The organism is Streptococcus sp. CCH8-H5 (genome assembly GCF_001556505.1).
Taxonomy (GTDB): domain Bacteria; phylum Bacillota; class Bacilli; order Lactobacillales; family Streptococcaceae; genus Streptococcus.
The window spans coordinates 21,161-43,591 of record NZ_LSIZ01000107.1; the positions used below are offsets into that span (position 1 = coordinate 21,161).

Sequence of the window (22,431 nt, forward strand, 5' to 3'; positions counted from 1 at the left end):
ACAGGTATTTTTGCAAGCGCTTCCAAATTCTGGCTTTGAGGCATTTTTTTAAGAAAAGACTTTTTTGAGTACTTCTCCTACCGTCGTGACCCCAATGATCTGGATACCTTCTGGAATCTTCATGCCATGAAGCGAATTTTTAGGAGCATAAATCTTAGTAAAACCTAATTTAGCAGCCTCATTAATACGCTGTTCAATGCGAGTTACTCGGCGAATCTCTCCAGTCAACCCAATTTCTCCTATGAAAGCTTCTTGTGGATTGGTTGGAAGCTCCTTGTAACTAGAAGCAATCGCAACGGCTACAGCAAGGTCAATAGCTGGCTCGTCCAATTTGACACCACCAGCCGATTTGAGATAGGCATCTTGATTTTGGAGAAGAAGGCCACAACGTTTCTCTAAAACAGCCATAATGAGGCTGACACGGTTAAAGTCCAGTCCCGTCGTTGTCCGCTTGGCATTACCAAAGACGGTTGGTGTCACCAAGGCTTGAACTTCAGCTAAGATAGGTCTGCTACCTTCCATTGTCACAACAATGGCAGAACCTGTGGCACCGTCTAGGCGTTCCTCTAAGAAAACCTGGCTAGGGTTTAGCACTTCTACCAAACCACCAGACTGCATCTCAAAAATCCCAATCTCATTGGTTGAACCAAAACGGTTTTTGACTGCTCGTAAAATACGGAAGGTATGATGACGTTCCCCCTCAAAATAGAGTACCGTATCCACCATGTGTTCCAACATACGTGGCCCAGCCAGTTGTCCCTCCTTGGTCACATGTCCAACAATAAAAGTGGCAATGTTATTGGTTTTAGCAATCTGCATGAGTTCAGCAGTGACTTCACGAACCTGAGATACAGAACCTTGAACGCCAGAAATCTCTGGACTCATGATGGTCTGAATAGAGTCGATAATGAGGAAATCAGGTTTGATGGTCTCTACTTGACTGCGAACCGCTTGCATATTGGTCTCAGCATAAAGATAAAATTCGTTATCAATATCACCTAAACGTTCGCTCCGCAATTTGATTTGCTCGGCAGATTCTTCTCCAGATACATAGAGGACCGTACCCTTGTTAGCCAGTTGCGTTGACACCTGTAAGAGGAGGGTTGATTTCCCTATCCCTGGATCTCCTCCAATAAGAACCAGACTGCCCGGAACCACACCGCCACCTAAAACACGGTTAAACTCGTCCATATCAGTCTTTATGCGGGCATAATTGATTGAGGATACTTCTTTTAATTTAGTTGGTTTAGACTTTTCACCCGTCAAACTGACACGGGCATTTTTCACCTCCTGCACCTCAACCTCTTCTTCAAAAGAGGACCAAGAAGAACAGTTGGGACAGCGCCCTAGATATTTGGGTGAATTGTAGCCACATTCTCGACAAACAAAAGTTGATTTTTTCTTTGCTATGATAATTCTCCTTCTACGATTACTCCGACAGAATGCCACTTATGCAATGTTTTTTTTAATTTCTTCTGGTTGGCAACTCCGACAGCGGACAAATCAACAGAAACCTGATAATTCTCCTTGACAGCTGCCAAAATGGAAGCCTTGACACAGCCATTGCCATCTACCCCTATAAACTCTAAGCTTTTAGCAGCATTCCCCTCCAGAAACTCTTTTAAATCCAGATTGGTAAAGCAAGAAGCCCGACGCTTCTCAAAGATACGAGAAGATGCAAGCAGCAAGCCGGTCGCAAATTTCTTCTTTCTATCTTTTCTCTCCCAGAAAAAACGATTGAGAATATAGATAACCCGGTCACTGGGATAGCTGGCAATTTTGTCATTTACAGCTACAGTCAGTTCTTCATGATATGCTTTTCCTACAGCAACATAGTCTGACTGCATATCTACAACTAATAAATAGTCTGCCATATTCTTTCTCTATTTCCCTGTCGATCCGAAACCACCTGTACGAACACCGTCAGCTTCATCTCCATCTACAATTAAGAAGGGCATAAAGACACCTTGAACGATGCGTTCGCCAACTTCAAGAGTCACGGGCTGATCCGTAATATTTTTCATCTGGGCGAAGATGTGACCCTCATTCCCTGGATTTCCATAGTAATCGCCATCAATAACTCCAACAGAGTTGATCAAGACCAGACCTTTTTTGCGAGGATTAGAAGAACGATCATAAAGATATAGCACCTCACCCGCTTGCATATAAGCCTTGACCCCAGTTGGGACGAGGACGATTTCTCCTGGTGCAATCACTGTGCGCTCTGCCACCTTTAAGTCGTAGCCAGCTGCATGGGCTGTCTCCCGTTTTGGAAGCAAGTCCTGATTGGTATAGGTTGATACAAGTTCAAATCCACGAATTTTTGTCATTATTTTTCCTTTCGATACATCTATAAATTAATTCTTGTAAAACTAGCCATGCTAGCTTCAGACTTTTAAATCTATCCCATTATAATCTATTCGAAATAAGATGACAAAGGTAATAGTCTAATCACTTTCTCATTAAACGAAGATTGACTTTTAACCAGGAAAACGCTAACATAATAATAGATATAATACTTTTAAGGAGAATTGTCATGAAATTCATCGGACTTGTTGGTACGAATTCAAAACGTTCAACTAATAGACAATTATTGCAATATATTCAGAAACATTTTGCAGATAAGGCAGACATCGAACTTGTTGAAATCAAAGACCTCCCTGTCTTTAACAAACCCGCTAACAAACAATTGCCAGAAAGTGTCCTTGAAATCGTTAAAAAAATCGATGAGGCTGATGGGGTTATTATTGGAACACCTGAGTATGACCACTCAATTCCAGCTGTTCTCATGAATGCTTTAGCTTGGGTCTCATACGGTGTTTTCCCTCTTTTGAATAAGCCTGTTATGATTACAGGAGCATCTTATGGAACTCTAGGAGCTTCTCGTGCACAGCTACAACTTCGTCAAATTTTGAATGCTCCAGAAATCAAAGCTAATGTGCTTCCAGACGAATTCTTGCTTTCACATTCCCTTCAAGCTTTTGATAGCAACGGCGATTTAGTTGACCTCGATGTCATCAAAAAATTAGATGCTATTTTCGATGACTTCCGTCTCTACGTCAAAATTACTGGTAAACTCTCACATGCTACAGAGTTATTACATAAAGAAGCTGAAGACTTCGACTGGGAAAGCCTATAAGACAGGAGAATATAAACTATGAAATTTGTTGGACTCGTTGGAGCAAATTATGATCAATCATATAACCGTAAACTGCTCGAATTTATCAGAAGACATTTTAAAATTAAATTTGAACTTGAAGTTTTAGAAATTGATGAAGTCCCTATGTTTAACCAAGATGAAAAATGGGATGAAAGTTTCCAACTTCGCTTACTTAATAATAAAATTACACGCGCTGACGGTGTCATCATTGCAACACCTGAGCACAACCACACTATCTCTGCAGCACTTAAATCAGTATTAGAGTGGCTATCATTCGAAGTGCACCCTTTTGAAAACAAGCCTGTAATGATTGTTGGTGCTTCTTACTACGATCAAGGGACTTCACGTGCCCAAGTGCATTTGCGTAAAATCCTTGAAGCGCCTGGTGTTAATGCTTATACACTTCCAGGTAATGAATTCTTGCTTGGAAAGGCTAAAGAAGCCTTTGACCTTGAGGGAAACATTACCAACGAAGGTACTGTTAACTTCCTTGAACAGTGCTTAGATAATTTCATCCAATATGTAGGAGTGGTTTCTAAATTGAAAAAACCAAAACCAATTGAACCTGAAGACTTGGATTGTAACAACCCAATCGCTACAACTGTTACCGAAGTTGATCCTGACGATCCAGAGTGGGTAGAAAAAGTAGCTGAAATCACTGGTGCGGTATCTGGTGATACCTACGTAAAATTGGACCACGGTATTTTGACGGTTAATCAAATTGACATGTTCCTCAAGGCTATGCCATTTGAATTGACCTATGCCGATGATAACAACCAGTTCCTCTACTACAACAACGCCCATCAAGATCCTGACACTATGTTTGCCAAACGTGTGCCACCTCAATCTGGTAGCCGTATGTCAACTGTTCACGGCTCACTTCCACCAGCTCGTATGAAAAATGTGGAATGGGTTATCGGTACACTTCGTAATGGTAACCAAGAATATGTTCGTACGATTGTTCCAGGGTCACCTGAAGGAGTTATTAATACGCATAACTATCAGGCTATGTACTATGATGATGGTTCTTATGCAGGAATCAATGAAATCGTCTTTAACTTTAAACCATGGCTTGACTGGTATCTCGAAACAACTGGTCAACGCCTTGTCGGAGGAAGCGGTCCTTTTGCACCAGCTGCAGCTAGTCATGGCGGTAGCGACGCCACATCTGGTGCATCAGATGCGGGTGGTCATGGTGGCGACGCAGCCCCAGCCGCAGATGCTACATCTGGAGCATCCTCATATTAAGACTTGGAAAAGTTGGGACAACTGTCCTGACTTTTTTTCATGGTCATCCTAGATTAAGTTTCACTCGAGCTTGCGCATTTGCCATGCTCCATGCCACATATTTTAGAGGTAAACCTATGTCTCAATTTAAAGAAAAAGTATTCGCTGCTTGTGCTAAAAAAGAAGCTCTCTTTGACGAAAGTCTGGGTCGCTATGCCTTGCGTTCTATGCTTGCAGGAGCTTATCTTACCATGTCAACTGCTGTAGGAATTATTGGTGCGGATGTTATCGCTACAGGTATTCCGGCCCTTTCTCGTTTTGTTTTTGCCTTTATCTTTGCCATCGGACTGGTCTTCGTTCTCATATTCAATGGAGAGTTGGCTACTTCAAACATGATGTTCCTGACCAGTGGTGCCTATTATGGTAAAATCAAATGGAGCAAGGTGTGTACCATCCTCCTCTACTGTACCTTCTTTAATTTTGTCGGTGCCCTTATCTTGGCCTGGTTCTTCAACCAATCCTTCTCTTTCCAACATTTGACTGACAAGAGTTTCTTAGTTACCGCTGTCTCAACCAAGCTTGGAAAAACAGATTGGATGAACTTTACAGAAGGTATTACAGCGAATATGTTCGTTAATATTGCCATCTTGGGTTACATGCTCCTCAAAGAAGAATCTGCTAAGATTTTCATTGCGCTATCAGCCATCTTTATGTTTGTATTTTTAATTAATGAACACTTGATTGCTAACTTTGCCTCTTTCATGTTGCTCGGTTTCAACGGTGTGCGTGATGCTGTGGATAATTTCACTTTGGCAAATATTCTACGTCAGTGGATAGTCGTTTTCTTCGGTAACTGGATTGGCGGAGGTATTTTCATTGGTTTGGCATACTCTTGGCTCAATAAAACTAAAACACCTCACATTGATTAGGAGACCTCATGCGTCAAAAGACATTCATCAAACAAACCAGTATAGCTATTCTACTCTATTTTATTTGCCTAGCCCTTGCAGTCGCCATTGATTTAATCTTTTTCAAAGTCAAAAATATGTATCATACGCCTGCTTTAGCTGCTATCTTTGCAGGCTGGGTCTATTTGGGGCTTATCAGAAAAACTAAACAATTTGGAGCTATTACCTGTCTGGGTATCTTTATGTCCCTCTTCTTCTTTGCCTCTGGGCACTTTGTTCTAGCCTTTCTTCCTAGCTTTTTAGCTGGCCTTGTCGCTGATTTTCTAGCTAAGAAAGGGAACTATGAGAATAATAAACTTAATCTACTCTCCTATATGATTTTTTCCCTAGGGAACTTAGCACCCATTATCACCATGTGGCTTGCGCCCAAAACTTATATCGCACAGCTCCTGGCCAAAGGGAAAACTCAAGATTATGTCAATCAAGTTATGGTTCCCTTTACAGGCAGTCATGTCTTAATCCTGATTGGAGGAACGCTCATGGCTGCCCTCATTGGAGGCTACATTGCCCAAAATTGGCTGAAAAAATAAATGGCCATCAGCCTTACTAACAGAGAGTACAAGACAAACATGCTTTTCTTATGTTATAATGAGAAAGAATACAGTCTTTTTCTACTTTGTTAGAAAGGACCTAAAGGGAGACCTAATGATGAAAAAACAAAAAATCGCTGTCTTGGGCCCTGGTTCATGGGGAACTGCCCTTGCTCAGGTACTCAACGACAACGGACACGAGGTCCGTATTTGGGGAAACATCCCTGAACAAATTGATGAAATTAACGAGAAACACACCAACACCCGCTACTTCAAGGATGTGGTTTTGGATGAAAACATTAAAGCCTACAAGGAACTGTCTGAAGCCCTAGATAGTGTCGACGCTGTTCTCTTTGTTGTTCCAACCAAAGTTACTCGCTTAGTTGCTAAACAAGTTGCCGAACTTTTGGACCACAAAGTTGTTGTCATGCATGCTTCAAAAGGATTGGAACCTGGAACACACGAACGTCTTTCAACAATCCTTGAAGAAGAGATTCCTGAGGAACTTCGCAGTGACATTGTTGTCGTATCTGGTCCAAGTCACGCTGAAGAAACTATCGTTCGCGATATCACTTTGATTACAGCAGCATCTAAGGATCTTGAAGTGGCACGCTATGTCCAAGGCATTTTCAGTAATAACTACTTCCGCCTCTACACCAATTCAGATGTGATTGGTGTTGAAACAGCTGGTGCTCTTAAAAACATTATCGCGGTAGGTGCAGGTGCCCTCCACGGTATGGGATATGGGGACAATGCTAAGGCAGCCGTTATTACTCGTGGACTTGCAGAAATTACTCGTCTTGGTGTGAAACTCGGTGCCGATCCTTTGACTTACAGCGGTCTATCTGGGGTTGGTGACCTTATTGTTACAGGAACTTCTATCCATTCACGTAACTGGCGTGCTGGGGATGCGCTCGGTCGTGGAGAAAAATTAGAAGACATTGAACGTAACATGGGAATGGTTATCGAAGGTATTTCAACCACAAAGGTTGCCTACGAAATCGCCCAAGAACTCGGTGTCTACATGCCAATTACAACAGCAATCTACAAATCTATCTATGAGGGTGCTGATATCAAGGAATCTATTCTCAATATGATGTCCAATGAATTGCGCTCTGAAAATGAATGGGATAAAAAATAAAAATCTAAGGAGTTCTCATGAAGAATCAAAAAGTTAGAAAAGCTATCATCCCCGCTGCAGGACTCGGAACACGCTTTTTACCAGCTACTAAGGCCTTGGCCAAAGAAATGTTGCCAATCGTTGACAAGCCAACCATCCAATTTATCGTTGAAGAAGCCCTCAAATCAGGTATTGAAGATATCTTGGTGGTTACTGGTAAGTCAAAACGTTCTATCGAAGACCACTTTGATTCAAACTTCGAGTTAGAATACAACTTGGAACAAAAAGGTAAGACAGACTTGTTGAAATTGGTTAATGACACCACTGCTATCAACCTCCACTTTATCCGTCAAAGCCATCCGCGTGGTCTTGGGGATGCAGTTCTTCAAGCCAAAGCATTTGTCGGAAATGAGCCATTCGTTGTCATGCTTGGTGACGACCTCATGGATATCACTAATGACAAAGCAGTACCTTTGACTAAGCAGCTCATTAACGACTATGAGGAAACACATGCATCAACCATTGCAGTTATGCCTGTACCTCACGAAGAAGTTTCTTCATATGGTGTCATCGCCCCTCAAGGCAAAGGCGAAAATGGACGTTATAGCGTTGAAACTTTCGTTGAAAAACCAAATCCAGAAGATGCACCAAGTGATCTTGCTATCATCGGACGTTATCTTCTAACACCTGAAATTTTCGGTATTTTGGAAACTCAAAAACCAGGTGCTGGAAACGAAGTCCAACTGACTGATGCCATCGATACACTTAACAAGACACAACGCGTCTTTGCTCGCGAATTTACTGGAAACCGTTATGATGTCGGTGACAAATTCGGATTCATGAAAACGTCTATCGATTACGCACTTAAACATCCTCAAGTTAAAGATGACCTCAAGCAATACCTCATTGACTTGGGCCACAAACTTGAAGGCAAAGCAGCTAAAAAAGACTAAAATAAAATCCATCGAACATAACATTCGATGGATTTTTCATATGACTTAAAAATAAGTGAATCCTAGAAGAATCAGCAATAGTAAAATGTAGGTTAAAAGGGATGTAGAACGCCAACCTTTACTAAATAAGCGACTTTCAACCTTGTTGGCCAAAAAGATAGCTGCAAGAGCACCTCCAACTAAACCACCGAGATGGCCTGTAATCCCAACACTAGGTGTAAAAAGGTTGAAGATTAAGTTAATAACAATCAAAACCAAATAATTACGGCCTAACTGATTAAGCAAGGGGCTGTGACTGTAATAACCAAGAATCACAACAGCCGCAAAAAGTCCAAACAAGGATGTCGAAGCACCAGCTGCAATAACATTAGGCGTAAAAAGTAAGGTAAAGGCATTTCCCATAACACCCGCTAACAAATAAAGCCCTAGAAAACGTGGAGTCCCAAAAATCTGCTCAGCCATTTTCCCCATAAAGTAAAGAGTAAGCATATTAAATAGAAAATGCTCAACACCTATATGCACAAAAATTGGTGTTACAAGACGCCAAAGGTTCAAGGGACTGTACTGAACAAACGCACCGTACATAGCTCCCATCTTAAAAAGGCTCAAAGGCGAAGTCGCTTGAAAGCCGTTTAAAAGATATTGACAGATAAAAGTCAACGTCGTAAGCCCCAACAATAGATAGGTTGCCGGGTATTTCTTCCACTCATTTATTTGCATGTGACGACCTCCTTAACAGGAATATCATAGCTGTCTGGTTGAAAATCATGTTTCTGGCAAGGATAAACCGTACTAACTGTCTCCCCTTCAAAATCAGACAAATAGCGATCATAGTAACCTGCTCCGTAACCAATGCGATAGCCTTCATCATTGAAAACTACTCCTGGCACATGAATCAAATCAATCTCTGATTTTTCCACAGCCAAATCAGACGCAGGTTCCATCAAGCCAAAAGAGGTTGCAACAAGATTATCTGGATCATAATCCACAAAAATCATTCGACCTTGTTTATATGTTTTAGGAATCAAAAGTCGTTTACCATCCTTTAAAGCCTGATTGATTAAAAGACTGGTATCATATTCATGAGGAAAAGACAAATAAGTCGCAATCACCTGAGCCTCTTTATAAGCAGGTAAGGCAATCAATTGCTCCAAAAGATGTTTATCTATCTTAGCCTTAGTCTCAGGTTCTTGTGAAGTTAATTGAGCCAAGACTGTTTTTCTAAGTTCATTTTTCATAGGTTTATCATATCAAAAAATCTACCAAAAGTCAGACTTGGTAGATTTTTTAGCTTTATCGACTCTGATTAGGCTTCTGCCTTGTGTTTAAGGAATTTTCCAATTTCAGCCACTGCAAAAGCGAGAGCATCTTCATTTGGGCTCATCTTAGGATGGTGAAGTGCATATGGCGTGTCGATTCCCAACCAGAACATGACACCAGGAACTTTACTAAGCAAATAACCAAAATCCTCTCCAGTCATAGCCGGTGGACAATCAATCAGGTTAACTTCTGGGCTAGCATCAAAGAAGGCCATCAACTCTTTGGCCAAGGCTGGATTATTTTCCACAGGAAGATAACCACCTTGTTTCAACATGATATCCACTTCCATACCAAAGCTAGCTGCTACACCTTCTGCAATCTGGCGCACACGCTTCTGGATAAGGAGACTCATTTCCTGAGTAAGGGTACGAATAGTTCCATAAACCTCTGCAGTTTCAGCGATAACATTATTAGTAGTTCCTGCATGGAAAGAACCAAAGGTAACTACCCCACCCTGAATAGGGTCAACATTACGACTGACAATCGTTTGCACTTGAGTAATAAAGTAAGAAGCTGCTACAAGAGCATCATTGGCCTCATGTGGAAAGGCCGCATGTCCACCTTTCCCCTTGAAAGTAACGAGGACTTCACAAGTCCCAGCAAAAAGGGTACTTGTGTTAGTCGCAATATCACCTACCTTGAAATCTGGACGGACGTGGAGGCCATAGAACTCATCTGGCAACCAATCTCCAAAGGCACCATCTTCATACATAAGCATACCACCAGCTTCATTTTCTTCGGCTGGTTGGAAGAGGAAGAGCATGTTATTTTTAGGTTGTACTTGAAGCATCTGGTCCAAAAGACCAAGTGCTGTGGTCATGTGCATATCGTGTCCACAAGCATGCATACGACCTTCATGAGTAGACTTGAAGTCAAGATCTGTTTCCTCTACGATTGGGAGGCCATCAATATCTGTACGCCAACCAATGATTTTTTCAGGAGCATGCCCGTGAAGATAGACAAGAATTCCTGTACGCCAAGTACGTTGCTCCACAAAGTCCTTACCTTCAGTCATTTCGGCAATACGCTCTAAGAGGTAAGCCTGAGTTTTAAATTCTTCCAAACCAATTTCAGGAATTTGGTGAAGGTCTCGTCTGATTTTGATTAAATCAAGTGTCATGTTTTTGTCCTTTTTATTTATATTTATTTTATAGAGAATCTAGAAATAGAGGCCTTACAGGCCTCTACTATCAATATGTTACAAATTACGCAAAGCGTCTTCGAGTGCTGTTTTTTGTTGTGTTTTTTCATCGATTTCCTTGATGATACGAGCTGGAACACCAGCTACAACCACATTTTCAGGAACATCTTGAGTAACGATAGCTCCAGCAGCAACGACTGAACCATTACCAACTTGAACACCTTCAATAACAACAGCATTAGCACCAACAAGAACGTTGTCACCGATACGAACTGGGTCTGCTGAAGCTGGTTCAATCACACCAGCAAGGACCGCACCCGCACCGATGTGGCTGTTTTTACCAACAGTAGCACGACCACCAAGGATTGCGCCCATATCAATCATAGTACCAGCACCAATTTCAGCACCGATGTTGATAACAGCACCCATCATAACGACAGCATTATCTTCGATAGTTACTTGGTCACGGATAATAGCGCCTGGTTCGATACGCGCATTAAGGTGACGTTTATCAAGCAATGGAACAGCTGAGTTACGGCCATCTTGTTCCACAACATAGTCCTTGTTTTCAGTCAAATTCGCAAGAAGTGGTTCGATTTCTTTCCAGTCTCCGAAAAGAACATTACCAAGCTTAGTGACAGAAGCCGGAACAGCAGTTGCCAATTCCCCTTCAAAAGTTACTTTAACATTCGTTTTCTTTTCAGCATTACCGATAAAAGCGATAATTTCTTGTGCAGACATTTTTTGTGCAGTCATGAGATTCTCCATTCACATAAAGTTAGGAATTATTATACCAAAAATTCTGATAATTGTCTTTGCTTTTGCCAAATAGAGTGTATTTTTATGTAAAATTTGTCTTTAGAGCCTCTATGTCAGTAATCACTCGATCTGGTTTAATTGGGGATTTCTCCAACTCTCGACGAGAATAAGGGAAGGTATTCAGCAAGATACCATCGATCCCAACTGCCTCAGCCACAGCAATATCAGTCGTCAGGTCATTTCCCACCATGACAGTCTCAGATGGCTTTAACCCATGATCATCCAAAACTTGCTTTAAAAATTCAGGTTGAGGCTTACAGATACCCGCATCCGAAGACAGGTAAATGGCATCAAAGTAAGGTCTTAACTCCATTAAGTCAATCTCAGCATTAGTAAAGGCTGCTTGAGCATTAGACAAGAGATAGAGACGACAGCCCTGCTCTTTTAGAAAGGTCAAAACCTCCTTGGTATGCGGATAAGCTAACAACTGCTTACGAGATAAGACGCGAAAGACCATGGCTATCAAATTTCCCCAATCGTCCGGCTGACTAGAGTTACTAGACTGAGACCGACCATCTACATAAAGCTGGTTGAAAATGTGAACTAAATCAACTTCTGGATAAGCAACTCCTTTAATCTCTATTAACTCCTTACGAGTCTGAGCCACACGCTTAGCATAAGCCTTTTTAAGAGCATCACCTTCATAAGCCGCTCCATAAGCCTGATATAGCTGGCCTAATGTATCCCATAACACAGGATCCTTCTCATCAGTTAGGATATCAACCAAGGTACCATAAAAATCAAAAATGTAGTTCTTATAGGCTCTATTTTTCATCACTTTTTACCCATTACTGAAACTTTCTTACTTATTGCTCCCATCATACACCTTTTAGGAAGACCAAACAAGCTAACTGAGATATTTTCCCATCAAAAAAATCCCAACGACTGTTAGGATTGCTTATCATCTCTAATACGACCAATCAGCAGCTCTCCCGCAACGGTTAATTGCGTCACTGAAGTCAAGTCCAAAGTATCCTTATTGGTATGGAAGAAAAGAGGTGTCATCTCAGCAAATGTTTGAACATGCTCTGATGGCATAGACCAAGTCTTAGCAATCGTCACACGCTCCAAAAGCTCACAAGACTCTTGAAAATGTTCCAGAACATCCTGGTTAGAATAAGCCTGCGCCTCCGGTAACAGTTGGCGAAACTCTTTAAGATGATCTTCGTGAGGAATAACCTTGAAAATCAAGCCCTGATCAGACAAAAGTCTTCCAAATTCTTGATAATTAGCTGGTGAAAAGATATCTAAAATGACATCGATACTGTGTTCACATAAGGGCAATTGAGCCAAATCACCAACGAACCAAGCTACGTTTTTCTGAGGATTTTGACGTGCCGCAAGAAGGATTGAATCCTTAGACAAGTCAAAGGCCATGAAATCCTTGTCAAACTGTTGAGCCAACTGACGGCTATAATAGCCTTCACCACAGGCAACATCTAACACGTGCGAGTGTCCAGGAAGGTCACGCAAGCGCTCTGAAATCACCTTCAGGATAGGATCGTAATAGCCTGCTGCTAAAATCTGACTCCTCTTTTCAAAAGAAGCCATATCATAGTGCTTATCTCCCTTAGTCTGTCTTAAAAAATTGACAAAGCCCTGCTTAGCTATATTAAAGGTATGCCTATTCTGACAAACCAAGCTAGACAAATCCAAATGCATTGGCACCTGACAGATTGGACAAGCAAAAAGGCTCTCTTGATCTTTAAAAACACTAAATTTGGCCATAAATCCTCCTTAACACAAAAAAAGAGCACACACCTGAAATCGCTTAGGGCTGCTGGATTCCTCCCCTGACCCGCTTCACGCACAGATGTTGCTCCGAGAAATATTATACCATAAATCGAAGTGATTGCAAGTAGAGAACTTACGATAAGACTAGCTAGACCTATCCCCCTATTAATCCCCTTTGTTTCCTCCCGTTAGTATAAGCTTTGGTAAAGTATAAGACTTACCATAGTGACATTTATGTCACTACTTTTTTATTTCTCGACGCCTTATAATAAATCCATAGCTTGAGGGAAGCTCCATAAGTTAGTGACATGACTGATTTTATTGAAAGAAGAAGTCATGTTTAACATATCACTTAACTCACGGTGAGAGGGTATGAGATTTAAAAATTCACCAAAAATAAAAAAAGGAGAACAATAATGACTAACAAAGAAATGAACACTTCTGATTTAGCCTCAGTAACAGGAGGCGGATGGAAGACTAACCTTGCCGTTGGAGGGCTCTGCCTAGCTTCAGGACCTATTGGAACTATGATTTGCCTTGGTGCCTACAACGGCTACATGGACTCTGCACGATAAAAAGAAAGGACATATGAATAATGACTAAGACAATTAACAATCGTAAACACATGACTACTCAAGAACTTGAAGCTGTATCAGGTGGGGTAGTTCCTTGGGTGGCTATTTCTGTTGGCATGGCTGCTGCAAAACTAACTTATGACCTTAGCTATGCCGCAGGTAAATCTTTCTATAACCTCACCCACTAACTAACAGAACTCACCTGATATCTCAAAGATTTTGAGGATGATAACTCATGAAACATACCATAAATCGAACAAATGATACTACTACTAATCAATCACCTAAAATGAATAACTATTTACTCGTAAAAATAGCTTTAGCTGGAATTATCAGTAGCCTACTTCTGATACTCCTAATCAACCTTATCTTTCATATACGATTAGGAACACCAATTATTGATACTAATTTGAAGTCCGCTTTTGGTACTCTGATTCTCTTTATGCCTATTTTTATTCTAACAAGAGAGAAAGAAAAAAATAAAGCATAGAAAGAGTGACTTAAACTGTCTTCAGGAAAACAAAAATACTCATCTTCCATTAAAAATGCAAGTCCAAAGGGACTTGCACTTTTGTTTACATATCTTGCATTGTTTCCAATTTAGCCAATCGTTTGGCTTCTTTTTTGCGTTCACGACTCTGGCGGAAGAAGTCTTGCATAATCTTAGCACACTCCTCCTCCATGATACCGGTCTCTACTTCTACGCGATGATTGAGACGCTCGTCTCGTAGGATATCGTAGAGGCTGCCCGCACCACCAAACTTTTGATTACTTGCTCCATAGATAACTTTAGGAATACGAGCCAGGCCGATGGCCCCACTACACATGACACAGGGTTCAATGGTCACAAAGAGGGTACAATCTAACAAACGCCAATTGCCCTCGGTCCTATTAGCTTCCTGAATAGCCATGACCTCCGCATGCATAATAGCTTGATTGAGCTCCTCACGTGCATTGTGCCCACGACCGATGACTTCGCCATCTTTAACGATGACACAGCCAATTGGGATCTCTGCTTTATCTAGAGATTTTTCGGCCTCCTTAAGAGCTTCAGACATAAAAAAGTCTTTCTCTTCTTGGGTAAAATCAAGCATTAGTATCACTCCCGTTCCAAGATTTGCGAGATATTATCTCGCTTAGTCCTTCTATTATAGCATAAGAAAATCAATACCAAAGATCTCCATTTTAAAGGACACAAAAAAAGCTAAGACGAATCATCCTAGCTTCAAACACATTAGTCTGGTGAGTCTTAGGAATCACACCAATGTGTTCCCCCAAGGCTAGACGAAAAGTCAACGACCGCTTAACATCCTAATTCATATGTCAGTCGGAGTGTCATAGTCAATTGTCTGTGAAATCAATCATGGACCTGTGGCCTCACAACAATAAACAAAAATGCAACTGCCTCAAACAATTGCAAGGATAGTGTTCTAGTTGTGATATTTCACACTTTCCTTCCAAACAAATAATGCCTACTATAAAAGTAACTTTTATAGCTTTTTCCTTACCCACCTATAGTTTATCACGAAACCTCTATCATTTAATTTAAAAATTGGTAATAAAACAATGATATAAATGAGAAAGAACTGTTAATTGTGTACACTGTTTTGGCTAATTAACCAAATAGCAAAAAACCATGTTATAACTGCATTTTAAGGTTTTTCGAATAACTTTCTCTACTCTATCTATACTTTTCAACCCCTATCATCCTAAGTCTTATCTAATTTTACTGTTTATTAGTCTAACAGGTGTTTAATGTTTTATCTCCGACAATTCTTCAAAACAAGGTATGGAACAAGATAATGATTTTTTGGATAGGTGGCTTCAAAGATAGGAGACCTAGATAGCTAGACAAAGGATAAACTAGAAGGGAAGTTCTTCTTCCAAGACGAGGTCAGCCAAGTCATTGTCAGGATTATTTTCCCTAACAGCACGCTGAGCACGACTCTCCAGAAGTTGGAAAGAGGAACAAAGCACTTCAGTAACGTAATGGGTTTGACCATCCTTATCATACTTACGGGTACGAAGCTCACCATCAAGAGAAATTAAACTCCCCTTGCTAGCATAAGAGGCTAAGGTCTCAGCCAAACGCCCCCAGACAACCACTGTAATAAAGTCAGCCTCACGCTCACCATTTTGCGTCTTATAGCGACGATTAACCGCAACTGTGACACGTGTAAAAGACCTATCGCTAGCAGTCTTAACCATTTCAGGAGTAGCTGTCAAACGTCCAATTAAAATTACTTTGTTATACATTTTTTTACCTCCACCTATCTATTCGTAAGAGGAAGTAAAAAATAGATTATTTTAAATAGCTTTACAGATTCCTTTGAGAGTATCCTTACTAACACTCCAGTCTACATACCCAAATTGTCCTAATAATCCTAGTAAATAGAAGGTTATTACTTTTCTAGTAATACTGCTCTCTCAGATATTTTCATTACAACAATTGATCTTTAAATTTTCTCGACTCGCTTAGCTGACTCAACGTTTTTGAACTACAATTTCCCATGAAGCAGGGCCGACTTGTTCAAAGCGCGTCACAGGATAATCATTATCTGCAGCCCAGTTTGGTATACTTTCCGTTGCTTGCGTACAATCGAAAGCTATCAACAACTCATCACCTGTAGCTAATTCAACCATTTTTTTCTTCGCATCAATCAATGGGAATGGACATACCAATCCACCCGTTTCAAGTTTTATCAAAGCCATATGATATTCTCCTCTTAATTTTTGTTGGGTTTTACAAAGATAATATAGGAAGCCGTCCAAACACCTAATATAGTCACTGGTAAAGCAATCCATCCCTTACTGGAAAAAATTGCTGTAGCTGTTAAACCATTACCAATCGTACAGCCACCAGCCCATGAAGCACCGATTCCCATAAAAATACCCCCTAGTGTGCTCTTACCGATGGTTGACAAGTCTGGCAAGCGCCAACGAAACTCTCGAGAACCCTTTGCAGCAAGAAAGGAACCAAGAAAAATCCCCAATACAAGAAAAACACCCCAACCAAGCTGTTTACTATCTCCTGTAATAATATAACTAATTAGATGTGCTGAGGGAGTTGTAATCCCTAACCCTCCAACACGACCCGTCAACTGACTAGCAGGCCAAGCAATAAAAGCAACAAGACCTATTAGAAGTCCTGCAAAATATTTATGGTAAGTTTTCTCAAAAAGATAGTGTCTCACTCCCTTATATTTTGATGGAAGCGAAGCAATCTGACGTCTGGGCTTACGTAACTCTCGAATGACAACAAAACTTGTTATAGCTACTAAGAAAACAAGAAAATACCAAACCGGAATTCCTAATTGACCAGCTAAATCATCATTAATTACCCATCGCTTGGCTATTAATTGATTCAAAGGAACAAGAAATCCTGATTTCATAGCTGCTGCACTTGTCATATAAAAGAATAGTGCAACCCAACTACCTAGGAGACCTTCACCGGCACGATACCACGTTCCTGTGGCACATCCCCCAGCAAGAACAATTCCAATACCAAATAGATAGGAGCCCACAATTGCTCCCAACACGGAAAATTCTTCATAAGGGTTTCCAATAATACCTAATTTAATCAGGGAAAGTACTCCTATACTTTCTACTGTGATTGCAATAAGAAAAGCGTAAAATAATGTATTATTACGTGCAATGTACATGTCTCGGAAACCACCAGTCAAGCAGAATCGAGTTCGTTGCAAAATGAATCCAAATATCAGACCTATGAGCCCACCAGAAAGAACAGTTGTAAGCATAATTACCTCCTAAAGTAAATATTGATTACATTTTAAGAAAAATATTATAACTTGCATAATCTTTCTTTTTTATGATTAGCTATAAACTTTCTTTATGACAAACAAAAAAGCGGCTTACTTACCGCTTCTTGTCTTATTTACCCTTTCCAGTGTTTGGCTGGATCAAAAGCCTCACCGACTACTGCTGAATCATCAAGTTCAATAATACCACGTTTTTGTGGGGCATTTGGAAGTGCCAACTCACGTGGGGCACACATCATACCATAACTATCTTCACCACGAAGTTTTCCTGGGAAGATAAGGGTACCGCTAGGCATCATAGCACCGGGAAGAGCTACGATAGTTTTAAGCCCAAGCGCTGCGTTTGGTGCTCCTGCAACGATTTGGACCTTCTTATCACCGATGTTCACTTGGCAGATGTTAAGGTGGTCACTATCTGGATGTGCAACCATTTCATCAATTTGTCCAACCACAAAAACTGGACCTTGTGTATTTTCCAAACGCTCTTCAAAGCCTTCTTTAGCCAATTCCTCGTTCAAGACAGCTACATCTTGGTCTGACAAGAAAACTTGACCGTTACCTTCGATATCAATGAGGCTTGACGCTTCAAAAATATTCCAAGCAAGAGTCTCGCCTGTTTCATCAGCTGTGACACGCGCCACTTTACCTTTACGTTCTACGCTACGTTTGATGTCTTTAGTATCTTCCAAGATAACCAACAAAACGTCGCCAACTTGTTCTTTATTATATGCAAAAATCATGGATTCTCCTTCAATAATTCTTTTTCTAGATTTTAAAATCGACTGATATGCCAAGAATCGTCGTTACTACCATAGCGATAACTAATCTTGTCAATTTTCCAGTCACTCTCTGTTAATTTTACGATAAATTGTTTATGGTACCAAAAATCATTCCCATAGGAAAATTCGAGAAACATCTTAGCCTTACTCTTCATAATAAACTTAACTCGACAGGGCTCTAACACAAAATCATAGGTGCCTGGAGAACCAAAAGAAGCTGAAAAACCTCTTTTATAACAGTTATCAGTCAAGTGTTTTTGAGCTAAAGGAGTCAACTTCACTTTAAATTCATCAAATAACTCCATTTCTCCAGGAATAGTTTGATGTGTAGGAAGATTATTTTCCTTTTTGTAGGTGTTTATTTCTTGGTGTTTTAGGAAGATATCACTTTCAATTTTGGAATGCTCTACTAAAACTTGGCATAATTCTTCGATGATCCTCTCATTTTTTTCTGTCAGATACTTTTCTTTGGTTTCTGAAATATCAAAAGAGATATTAGGAAAGTGATTGATTTTCATCTTTTAAATCTCCGACAAAAAGGCATTGATTTCTTCTTTGGTTTTACGAGCTTTATTGACCAAGCGCCCCAATTCCTGGCCTTTCTTAGTCACAACAAAACTTGGGATACCAAAAATATTCCAAGTTTGTGCCAAAGCCATATAATCATCACGATTAACACTCACAAAGGTCATATCTGGATGGAGGGCTTCGATTTCAGGCATAACGGGATAGATGAACTGGCAGTCTGGACACCAGTCGGCAGTGAAAAAGAAAACCACCTTTTGATCACTTTCGACATAGCTTGCCAGTTCTTCAAGATTCTTAGGAATAATCATGCCCGCTCCTCCTCATAGGTCAAGATATCCTCTGCATAAACAAAGCTATAGGCACGTCCATCCTCTAAGACGATACCTCCTGTAAGCCCTGAATTTTCCTTATCAGTGGGATTCGTATAGAGGACTGCGATAGTCCCTAGGTGTGATAATTCTTGTCTAATATCTTGGATTAATGCAGCCTTCTTCATTTCTGCACGTGACTGTCTATACTTCTCTGCCATTGCCAAGAGACCTAAAGCTCCTACGCCTCCAGCAAACAAGGCCAATGTTTTACGTTTCATAAGAAACATTTTACCATAATTTTAGATGAATGGGGAGAGGCTACCTATCTCTTAAGAATCGTGCTAAAATAGTAGCAAGTACTACTCAAGGAGGATTTTATGACTACCCTATTTGACAAGATTAAAGAAGTAACTGAACTCAGTGCCACTTCAGGATTTGAAGCGCCAGTACGCGACTACCTTCGCCAAAATATTACACCACTCGTAGATGAGGTCCAAACAGATGGTCTCGGTGGTATTTTCGGTATCAAACATAGCCAGGCGGAAAATGCCCCTAAGGTGCTCGTGGCTGCCCACATGGACGAAGTTGGGTTTATGATTAAGGAAATCAAGGCAGACGGGACTTTCCGTGTCGTCGAACTTGGTGGTTGGAACCCACTGGTTGTCAGCTCTCAACGCTTCACCCTACACACTCGTGATGGCCGTATCTATCCTGTCATCTCAGGTTCGGTGCCACCTCATTTCTTACGTGCCAGCGGCGGAGCTTCAAGTCTTCCTAGTGTTTCTGATATCGTCTTTGATGCTGGTTTTGCCAACCAAGAAGAGGCTAATGCCTACGGTGTTTTCCCTGGTGATGTCATCATTCCTGAATCAGAAACGATTCTCACAGCCAATCAAAAAAATGTGATTTCTAAAGCTTGGGACAACCGTTATGGTGTTCTCATGATTCGTGAACTCTTGGAAAACGTTAAAGAGCAAGAACTCAATAATACTCTAATTGCTGGTGCCAACGTTCAAGAAGAAGTTGGTTTACGTGGTGCCCATGTTTCTACCACTAAATTTGATCCTGAAGTTTTCTTTGCCGTGGACTGTTCTCCTGCAGGTGATATCTATGGTAATCAAGGTAAGGTAGGTGATGGTACCCTTATTCGTTTCTTCGATCCAGGTCACATCATGTTGCCAAATATGAAAGATTTCCTTTTGACTACAGCTGAAGAAGCTGGTATCAAATATCAATACTACTGTGCTGCGGGCGGAACAGATGCTGGTGCCGCTCACTTGCAGAATGCTGGTGTCCCATCAACAACTATCGGTGTTTGTGCCCGTTACATTCACTCGCACCAAACCCTTTATGCGATGGATGACTTCCTAGAGGCACAAGCCTTCTTACAAGCGATTGTTAAGAAGTTGGATCGTTCAACAGTAGATTTGATTAAAAACTACTAAGACAAGGAGTAACCCATGATTATTGGTTTTATTGGCGTTGGAAAGATGGCGACAGCCATTATCAACGGCCTAAATACAAGCTCACATCGTATCATTATTTCAGGGTCTTCCTTAGCTCGTTCACGCCAAATTGCAGAGGAACTAGAGGTTGAGGCTGCTGCTTCCCATCAAGAATTGTTGGATAATGCTGACCTGGTCATCCTCGGTATCAAACCTCAAATGTTTGATAAGGTACTAACTGGCCTCAATTTCCATCAACCTATCATGAGTATGGCTGCTGGAGTAACCTTGGAACGCCTCGCTTCACTCACCAGTCCAGACCTTCCTCTCATTCGTATCATGCCTAACCTTAACGCTCAGATTCTCAAGAGCACTACTGGTCTTTGCACCAACGATAAAGTATCTGAGGACCTTTTGGCAGTTGCCAAGGAAATCACAGATAGTTTTGGAACTACTGTTGAATTGGCTGAGAAGGACTTTGATACCTTTACTGCTCTAGCTGGCTCTAGTCCGGCCTACATCGCCCTCTTTATAGAGGCTCTAGCCAAGGCTGGCGTCAAAAATGGCCTAAGTAAGCAAGTTGCTCTGACCATTGCCACACAGACAGTTCTAGCTACTGCTGAAAATCTCAGTCTTGGTAGCGACAGTCCACATAATCTTATTGACAAGGTGTGTAGCCCTGGTGGAACCACTATCGCCGGTCTCATGGACCTTGAGCGTACAGGTCTCACCCATAGTGTGGTTTCAAGTATTGATACAACCATTGCTAAAGCTAAAAAACTATAAGAAAAAAGCTCGGAATCTTCCGAGCTTTATTTGATATATGGTGCTAACAATTGTAGGAGTAACATCATTGAAACCGCAATACTATTGTTAATCATATGAGCCATGATACAGTACTCTAACTTTTGACACTTACGATATGCTATCCCAAGGACAAACCCCATACCTGCATATACAATCCAAACACCGATGCTATTAGGCATATGAGCAAGGCCAAAGAGTAAGCTACTCAAAATCAAGCCAACAATAGAATCTGGATTAAAGACACGTCCCATGAGGATCCCTCGAAAAACCAACTCTTCCACAATCGGTGCCATAATTACTGTCAACGTTATGAGAAGGAAGGGATTCATATGGGCATTTTCTATGGCTGCCTGATTGGTGCTATTACTAACACCTTCCATCATCATGACCATAGAACCAATCCTAGTAACGATATAAATACCTAGGTAGGTCAAGCCAATCATCCCCCAGGCCTTCAGGGAAGAAAGGGCCTTAAAGCCTTCGAAAAGCCCAAGACGTTTTCCTAAGAAAAGAGCTCCTGCGCTCATGAGAAGCAAGACAAAAATTAAGAGACAGACTAACCTTGTATCTTTGACACCTAAATAGATGGTTGGAACTTGATCAATAATTAGTATTAGGAAAGCGAGTAAAAAATAAAGAAAGCGTTTGAGAATTGACTCTTTGTTCATGAAAATCTACCTCTTTTCATCGTTTATTTGTATCTCTATTATAATACAATATAACTCAATTAACAAGACAATAAGAGAAAGAGAGGTGAAGTTTTCAAGAAAATATAGGCTCTTATCCTATTTTAGATAGGATGAGACGAATAAGAGCAAATCCCAATACTAAGCCATAGAGCAAGACTGATAAGACTGTAACATAGGGCAACTGAATATTGACAAAGGCATATAGGGCAATCAAAGCAAAGATAAGCAAAAACTCTAAAATCAGAGTTGCAACTGCTGTCGCCATTAAAATCTGTTTATTTCGCTCATCATAGGCAGCAATATACATCCGATGAAGACGTTTAGGATGGGTAAGTGTCGCAAAATAATAGATTGACAAGGCATAAACCCCAAGGGTAAGTCCCAAAACTAAGCCTAGAGCATAATCACTAAGACTGTTAGAGCGAACAACAAACAATCCCAAAACACCCAAGCAAAAAAGAGAACATGCTACTCGTGTAATGTATTTCTTAAACTCATCCTCTGTTTTTCTCTTTCCTAATAACATTTTTATTAACATATCCTAAT

30 protein-coding genes and 1 other RNA gene are annotated in these 22,431 nt (G+C 40.8%); 11 read left to right on the top strand and 20 right to left on the bottom strand.

The annotated features are described in order from the left end of the window. Positions 1-48 precede the first annotated feature (48 nt). The 3 genes from radA to AX663_RS06400 are packed head-to-tail and all read right to left on the bottom strand — an operon-like array spanning position 49 to position 2,330. Positions 49-1,410: a DNA repair protein RadA gene (radA, locus tag AX663_RS06390; protein ID WP_082759652.1), complete on the bottom strand. Its 1,362-nt coding sequence runs from the start codon at positions 1,408-1,410 to the stop codon at positions 49-51. Next, positions 1,407-1,874: an isochorismatase family protein gene (locus AX663_RS06395; RefSeq protein WP_060973054.1), complete on the bottom strand. Its 468-nt coding sequence runs from the start codon at positions 1,872-1,874 to the stop codon at positions 1,407-1,409. Before AX663_RS06395 ends, radA begins: the two co-directional genes overlap by 4 nt. 9 nt (positions 1,875-1,883) lie before the next feature. After that, positions 1,884-2,330 carry a dUTP diphosphatase gene (locus tag AX663_RS06400; protein ID WP_002886985.1) on the bottom strand — a complete coding sequence of 149 codons (447 nt, stop codon included), beginning with the start codon at positions 2,328-2,330 and terminating at the stop codon, positions 1,884-1,886. A gap of 206 nt (positions 2,331-2,536) precedes the next feature. On the opposite strand from AX663_RS06400, the gene AX663_RS06405 reads away from it, so the two are divergent. The 6 genes from AX663_RS06405 (at position 2,537) to galU (ending at position 7,958) form a co-directional block, all read left to right on the top strand. Further along, the gene (locus AX663_RS06405) at positions 2,537-3,139 is read left to right on the top strand and encodes an NADPH-dependent FMN reductase (RefSeq protein ID WP_002886986.1); all 603 of its coding nucleotides are present in this window, start codon (positions 2,537-2,539) and stop codon (positions 3,137-3,139) included. 18 nt (positions 3,140-3,157) lie between these two features. Further along, positions 3,158-4,408: an NAD(P)H-dependent oxidoreductase gene (locus AX663_RS06410; protein WP_060973055.1), complete on the top strand. Its 1,251-nt coding sequence runs from the start codon at positions 3,158-3,160 to the stop codon at positions 4,406-4,408. A 116-nt stretch (positions 4,409-4,524) separates the two neighbouring features. Further along, positions 4,525-5,316 (top strand): formate/nitrite transporter family protein, encoded by a 792-nt coding sequence (locus tag AX663_RS06415; protein ID WP_060973056.1) that lies wholly within the window; start codon positions 4,525-4,527, stop codon positions 5,314-5,316. Positions 5,317-5,324: 8 nt separating this feature from the next. Next, complete coding sequence (locus tag AX663_RS06420; RefSeq protein ID WP_060973057.1) at positions 5,325-5,885, top strand: MptD family putative ECF transporter S component; 561 nt, start codon at positions 5,325-5,327, stop codon at positions 5,883-5,885. A 118-nt stretch (positions 5,886-6,003) separates the two neighbouring features. Continuing rightward, positions 6,004-7,026: an NAD(P)H-dependent glycerol-3-phosphate dehydrogenase gene (locus tag AX663_RS06425; RefSeq protein ID WP_037598511.1), complete on the top strand. Its 1,023-nt coding sequence runs from the start codon at positions 6,004-6,006 to the stop codon at positions 7,024-7,026. Positions 7,027-7,043: 17 nt separating this feature from the next. Next, positions 7,044-7,958, top strand: a complete 915-nt coding sequence (gene galU, locus AX663_RS06430) for a UTP--glucose-1-phosphate uridylyltransferase GalU (RefSeq protein WP_037601510.1) — start codon at positions 7,044-7,046, stop codon at positions 7,956-7,958. A gap of 45 nt (positions 7,959-8,003) precedes the next feature. Here the strand turns inward: galU and AX663_RS06435 are convergent, their stop codons facing one another. From AX663_RS06435 to ffs, 7 genes are all read right to left on the bottom strand, one after another. Then, positions 8,004-8,678: a rhomboid family intramembrane serine protease gene (locus AX663_RS06435; protein ID WP_060973058.1), complete on the bottom strand. Its 675-nt coding sequence runs from the start codon at positions 8,676-8,678 to the stop codon at positions 8,004-8,006. Further along, on the bottom strand, positions 8,669-9,196 hold the full coding sequence (locus tag AX663_RS06440; protein ID WP_060973059.1) for a 5-formyltetrahydrofolate cyclo-ligase: 528 nt from the start codon (positions 9,194-9,196) through the stop codon (positions 8,669-8,671). Before AX663_RS06440 ends, AX663_RS06435 begins: the two co-directional genes overlap by 10 nt. A 68-nt stretch (positions 9,197-9,264) precedes the next feature. Next, positions 9,265-10,398 carry an N-acetyldiaminopimelate deacetylase gene (locus tag AX663_RS06445; RefSeq protein WP_060973060.1) on the bottom strand — a complete coding sequence of 378 codons (1,134 nt, stop codon included), beginning with the start codon at positions 10,396-10,398 and terminating at the stop codon, positions 9,265-9,267. A gap of 78 nt (positions 10,399-10,476) precedes the next feature. Continuing rightward, a complete protein-coding gene (dapD, locus tag AX663_RS06450; protein WP_060973061.1) occupies positions 10,477-11,175 on the bottom strand; it encodes a 2,3,4,5-tetrahydropyridine-2,6-dicarboxylate N-acetyltransferase in 699 nt (232 codons plus the stop codon). Positions 11,176-11,260: 85 nt separating this feature from the next. Continuing rightward, a complete protein-coding gene (locus tag AX663_RS06455; protein ID WP_037598514.1) occupies positions 11,261-12,013 on the bottom strand; it encodes an HAD family hydrolase in 753 nt (250 codons plus the stop codon). 113 nt (positions 12,014-12,126) lie between these two features. After that, complete coding sequence (locus AX663_RS06460; protein ID WP_002891996.1) at positions 12,127-12,966, bottom strand: methyltransferase domain-containing protein; 840 nt, start codon at positions 12,964-12,966, stop codon at positions 12,127-12,129. Between the two features lie 14 nt (positions 12,967-12,980). Next, an RNA gene (gene ffs, locus AX663_RS06465) (signal recognition particle sRNA small type) lies at positions 12,981-13,066 on the bottom strand. Positions 13,067-13,388: 322 nt separating this feature from the next. On the opposite strand from ffs, the gene AX663_RS06470 reads away from it, so the two are divergent. Genes AX663_RS06470 through AX663_RS11050 form a run of 3 tightly spaced genes read left to right on the top strand, consistent with a single transcriptional unit; the run spans position 13,389 to position 14,037 of the window. Continuing rightward, on the top strand, positions 13,389-13,547 hold the full coding sequence (locus AX663_RS06470; RefSeq protein WP_002892000.1) for a class IIb bacteriocin, lactobin A/cerein 7B family: 159 nt from the start codon (positions 13,389-13,391) through the stop codon (positions 13,545-13,547). A gap of 20 nt (positions 13,548-13,567) precedes the next feature. Continuing rightward, complete coding sequence (locus tag AX663_RS06475) at positions 13,568-13,735, top strand: class IIb bacteriocin, lactobin A/cerein 7B family (protein WP_002892002.1); 168 nt, start codon at positions 13,568-13,570, stop codon at positions 13,733-13,735. 47 nt (positions 13,736-13,782) lie between these two features. Continuing rightward, positions 13,783-14,037: a hypothetical protein gene (locus tag AX663_RS11050; protein ID WP_060973062.1), complete on the top strand. Its 255-nt coding sequence runs from the start codon at positions 13,783-13,785 to the stop codon at positions 14,035-14,037. An 85-nt stretch (positions 14,038-14,122) separates the two neighbouring features. Here the strand turns inward: AX663_RS11050 and tadA are convergent, their stop codons facing one another. The 8 genes from tadA to AX663_RS06520 form a co-directional block, all read right to left on the bottom strand. Then, positions 14,123-14,641: a tRNA adenosine(34) deaminase TadA gene (gene tadA / locus AX663_RS06485; protein ID WP_060971580.1), complete on the bottom strand. Its 519-nt coding sequence runs from the start codon at positions 14,639-14,641 to the stop codon at positions 14,123-14,125. Positions 14,642-15,410: 769 nt separating this feature from the next. After that, positions 15,411-15,803: a single-stranded DNA-binding protein gene (locus AX663_RS06490; protein ID WP_002885697.1), complete on the bottom strand. Its 393-nt coding sequence runs from the start codon at positions 15,801-15,803 to the stop codon at positions 15,411-15,413. Positions 15,804-16,031: 228 nt separating this feature from the next. Further along, on the bottom strand, positions 16,032-16,259 hold the full coding sequence (locus AX663_RS06495; protein ID WP_060973063.1) for a sulfurtransferase TusA family protein: 228 nt from the start codon (positions 16,257-16,259) through the stop codon (positions 16,032-16,034). Positions 16,260-16,273: 14 nt separating this feature from the next. Continuing rightward, the gene (locus AX663_RS06500; protein WP_060973064.1) at positions 16,274-17,305 is read right to left on the bottom strand and encodes a YeeE/YedE family protein; all 1,032 of its coding nucleotides are present in this window, start codon (positions 17,303-17,305) and stop codon (positions 16,274-16,276) included. Positions 17,306-17,442: 137 nt separating this feature from the next. Then, on the bottom strand, positions 17,443-18,066 hold the full coding sequence (gene ytpR / locus AX663_RS06505; RefSeq protein WP_037598520.1) for a YtpR family tRNA-binding protein: 624 nt from the start codon (positions 18,064-18,066) through the stop codon (positions 17,443-17,445). A 32-nt stretch (positions 18,067-18,098) separates the two neighbouring features. Further along, positions 18,099-18,623 (bottom strand): hypothetical protein, encoded by a 525-nt coding sequence (locus AX663_RS06510; protein WP_060973065.1) that lies wholly within the window; start codon positions 18,621-18,623, stop codon positions 18,099-18,101. Between the two features lie 3 nt (positions 18,624-18,626). Then, a complete protein-coding gene (locus AX663_RS06515) occupies positions 18,627-18,941 on the bottom strand; it encodes a thioredoxin family protein (RefSeq protein ID WP_060973066.1) in 315 nt (104 codons plus the stop codon). Then, positions 18,938-19,222, bottom strand: a complete 285-nt coding sequence (locus AX663_RS06520) for a DUF4651 domain-containing protein (RefSeq protein ID WP_060973111.1) — start codon at positions 19,220-19,222, stop codon at positions 18,938-18,940. The genes AX663_RS06515 and AX663_RS06520 overlap by 4 nt, the downstream gene beginning before the upstream one ends. 99 nt (positions 19,223-19,321) lie before the next feature. On the opposite strand from AX663_RS06520, the gene pepA reads away from it, so the two are divergent. Together pepA and proC are read left to right on the top strand one after the other, a co-directional pair. After that, positions 19,322-20,389, top strand: a complete 1,068-nt coding sequence (gene pepA, locus AX663_RS06525) for a glutamyl aminopeptidase (protein WP_060973067.1) — start codon at positions 19,322-19,324, stop codon at positions 20,387-20,389. 15 nt (positions 20,390-20,404) lie between these two features. Further along, positions 20,405-21,175 carry a pyrroline-5-carboxylate reductase gene (proC, locus tag AX663_RS06530; RefSeq protein WP_002892025.1) on the top strand — a complete coding sequence of 257 codons (771 nt, stop codon included), beginning with the start codon at positions 20,405-20,407 and terminating at the stop codon, positions 21,173-21,175. 26 nt (positions 21,176-21,201) lie between these two features. Here the strand turns inward: proC and AX663_RS06535 are convergent, their stop codons facing one another. After that, the gene (locus tag AX663_RS06535) at positions 21,202-21,864 is read right to left on the bottom strand and encodes a CPBP family intramembrane glutamic endopeptidase (RefSeq protein ID WP_060973068.1); all 663 of its coding nucleotides are present in this window, start codon (positions 21,862-21,864) and stop codon (positions 21,202-21,204) included. Between the two features lie 112 nt (positions 21,865-21,976). After that, entirely contained in the window at positions 21,977-22,423 is a 447-nt protein-coding gene (locus AX663_RS06540; protein WP_060973069.1) for a hypothetical protein, read from the bottom strand. Positions 22,424-22,431 lie beyond the last annotated feature (8 nt).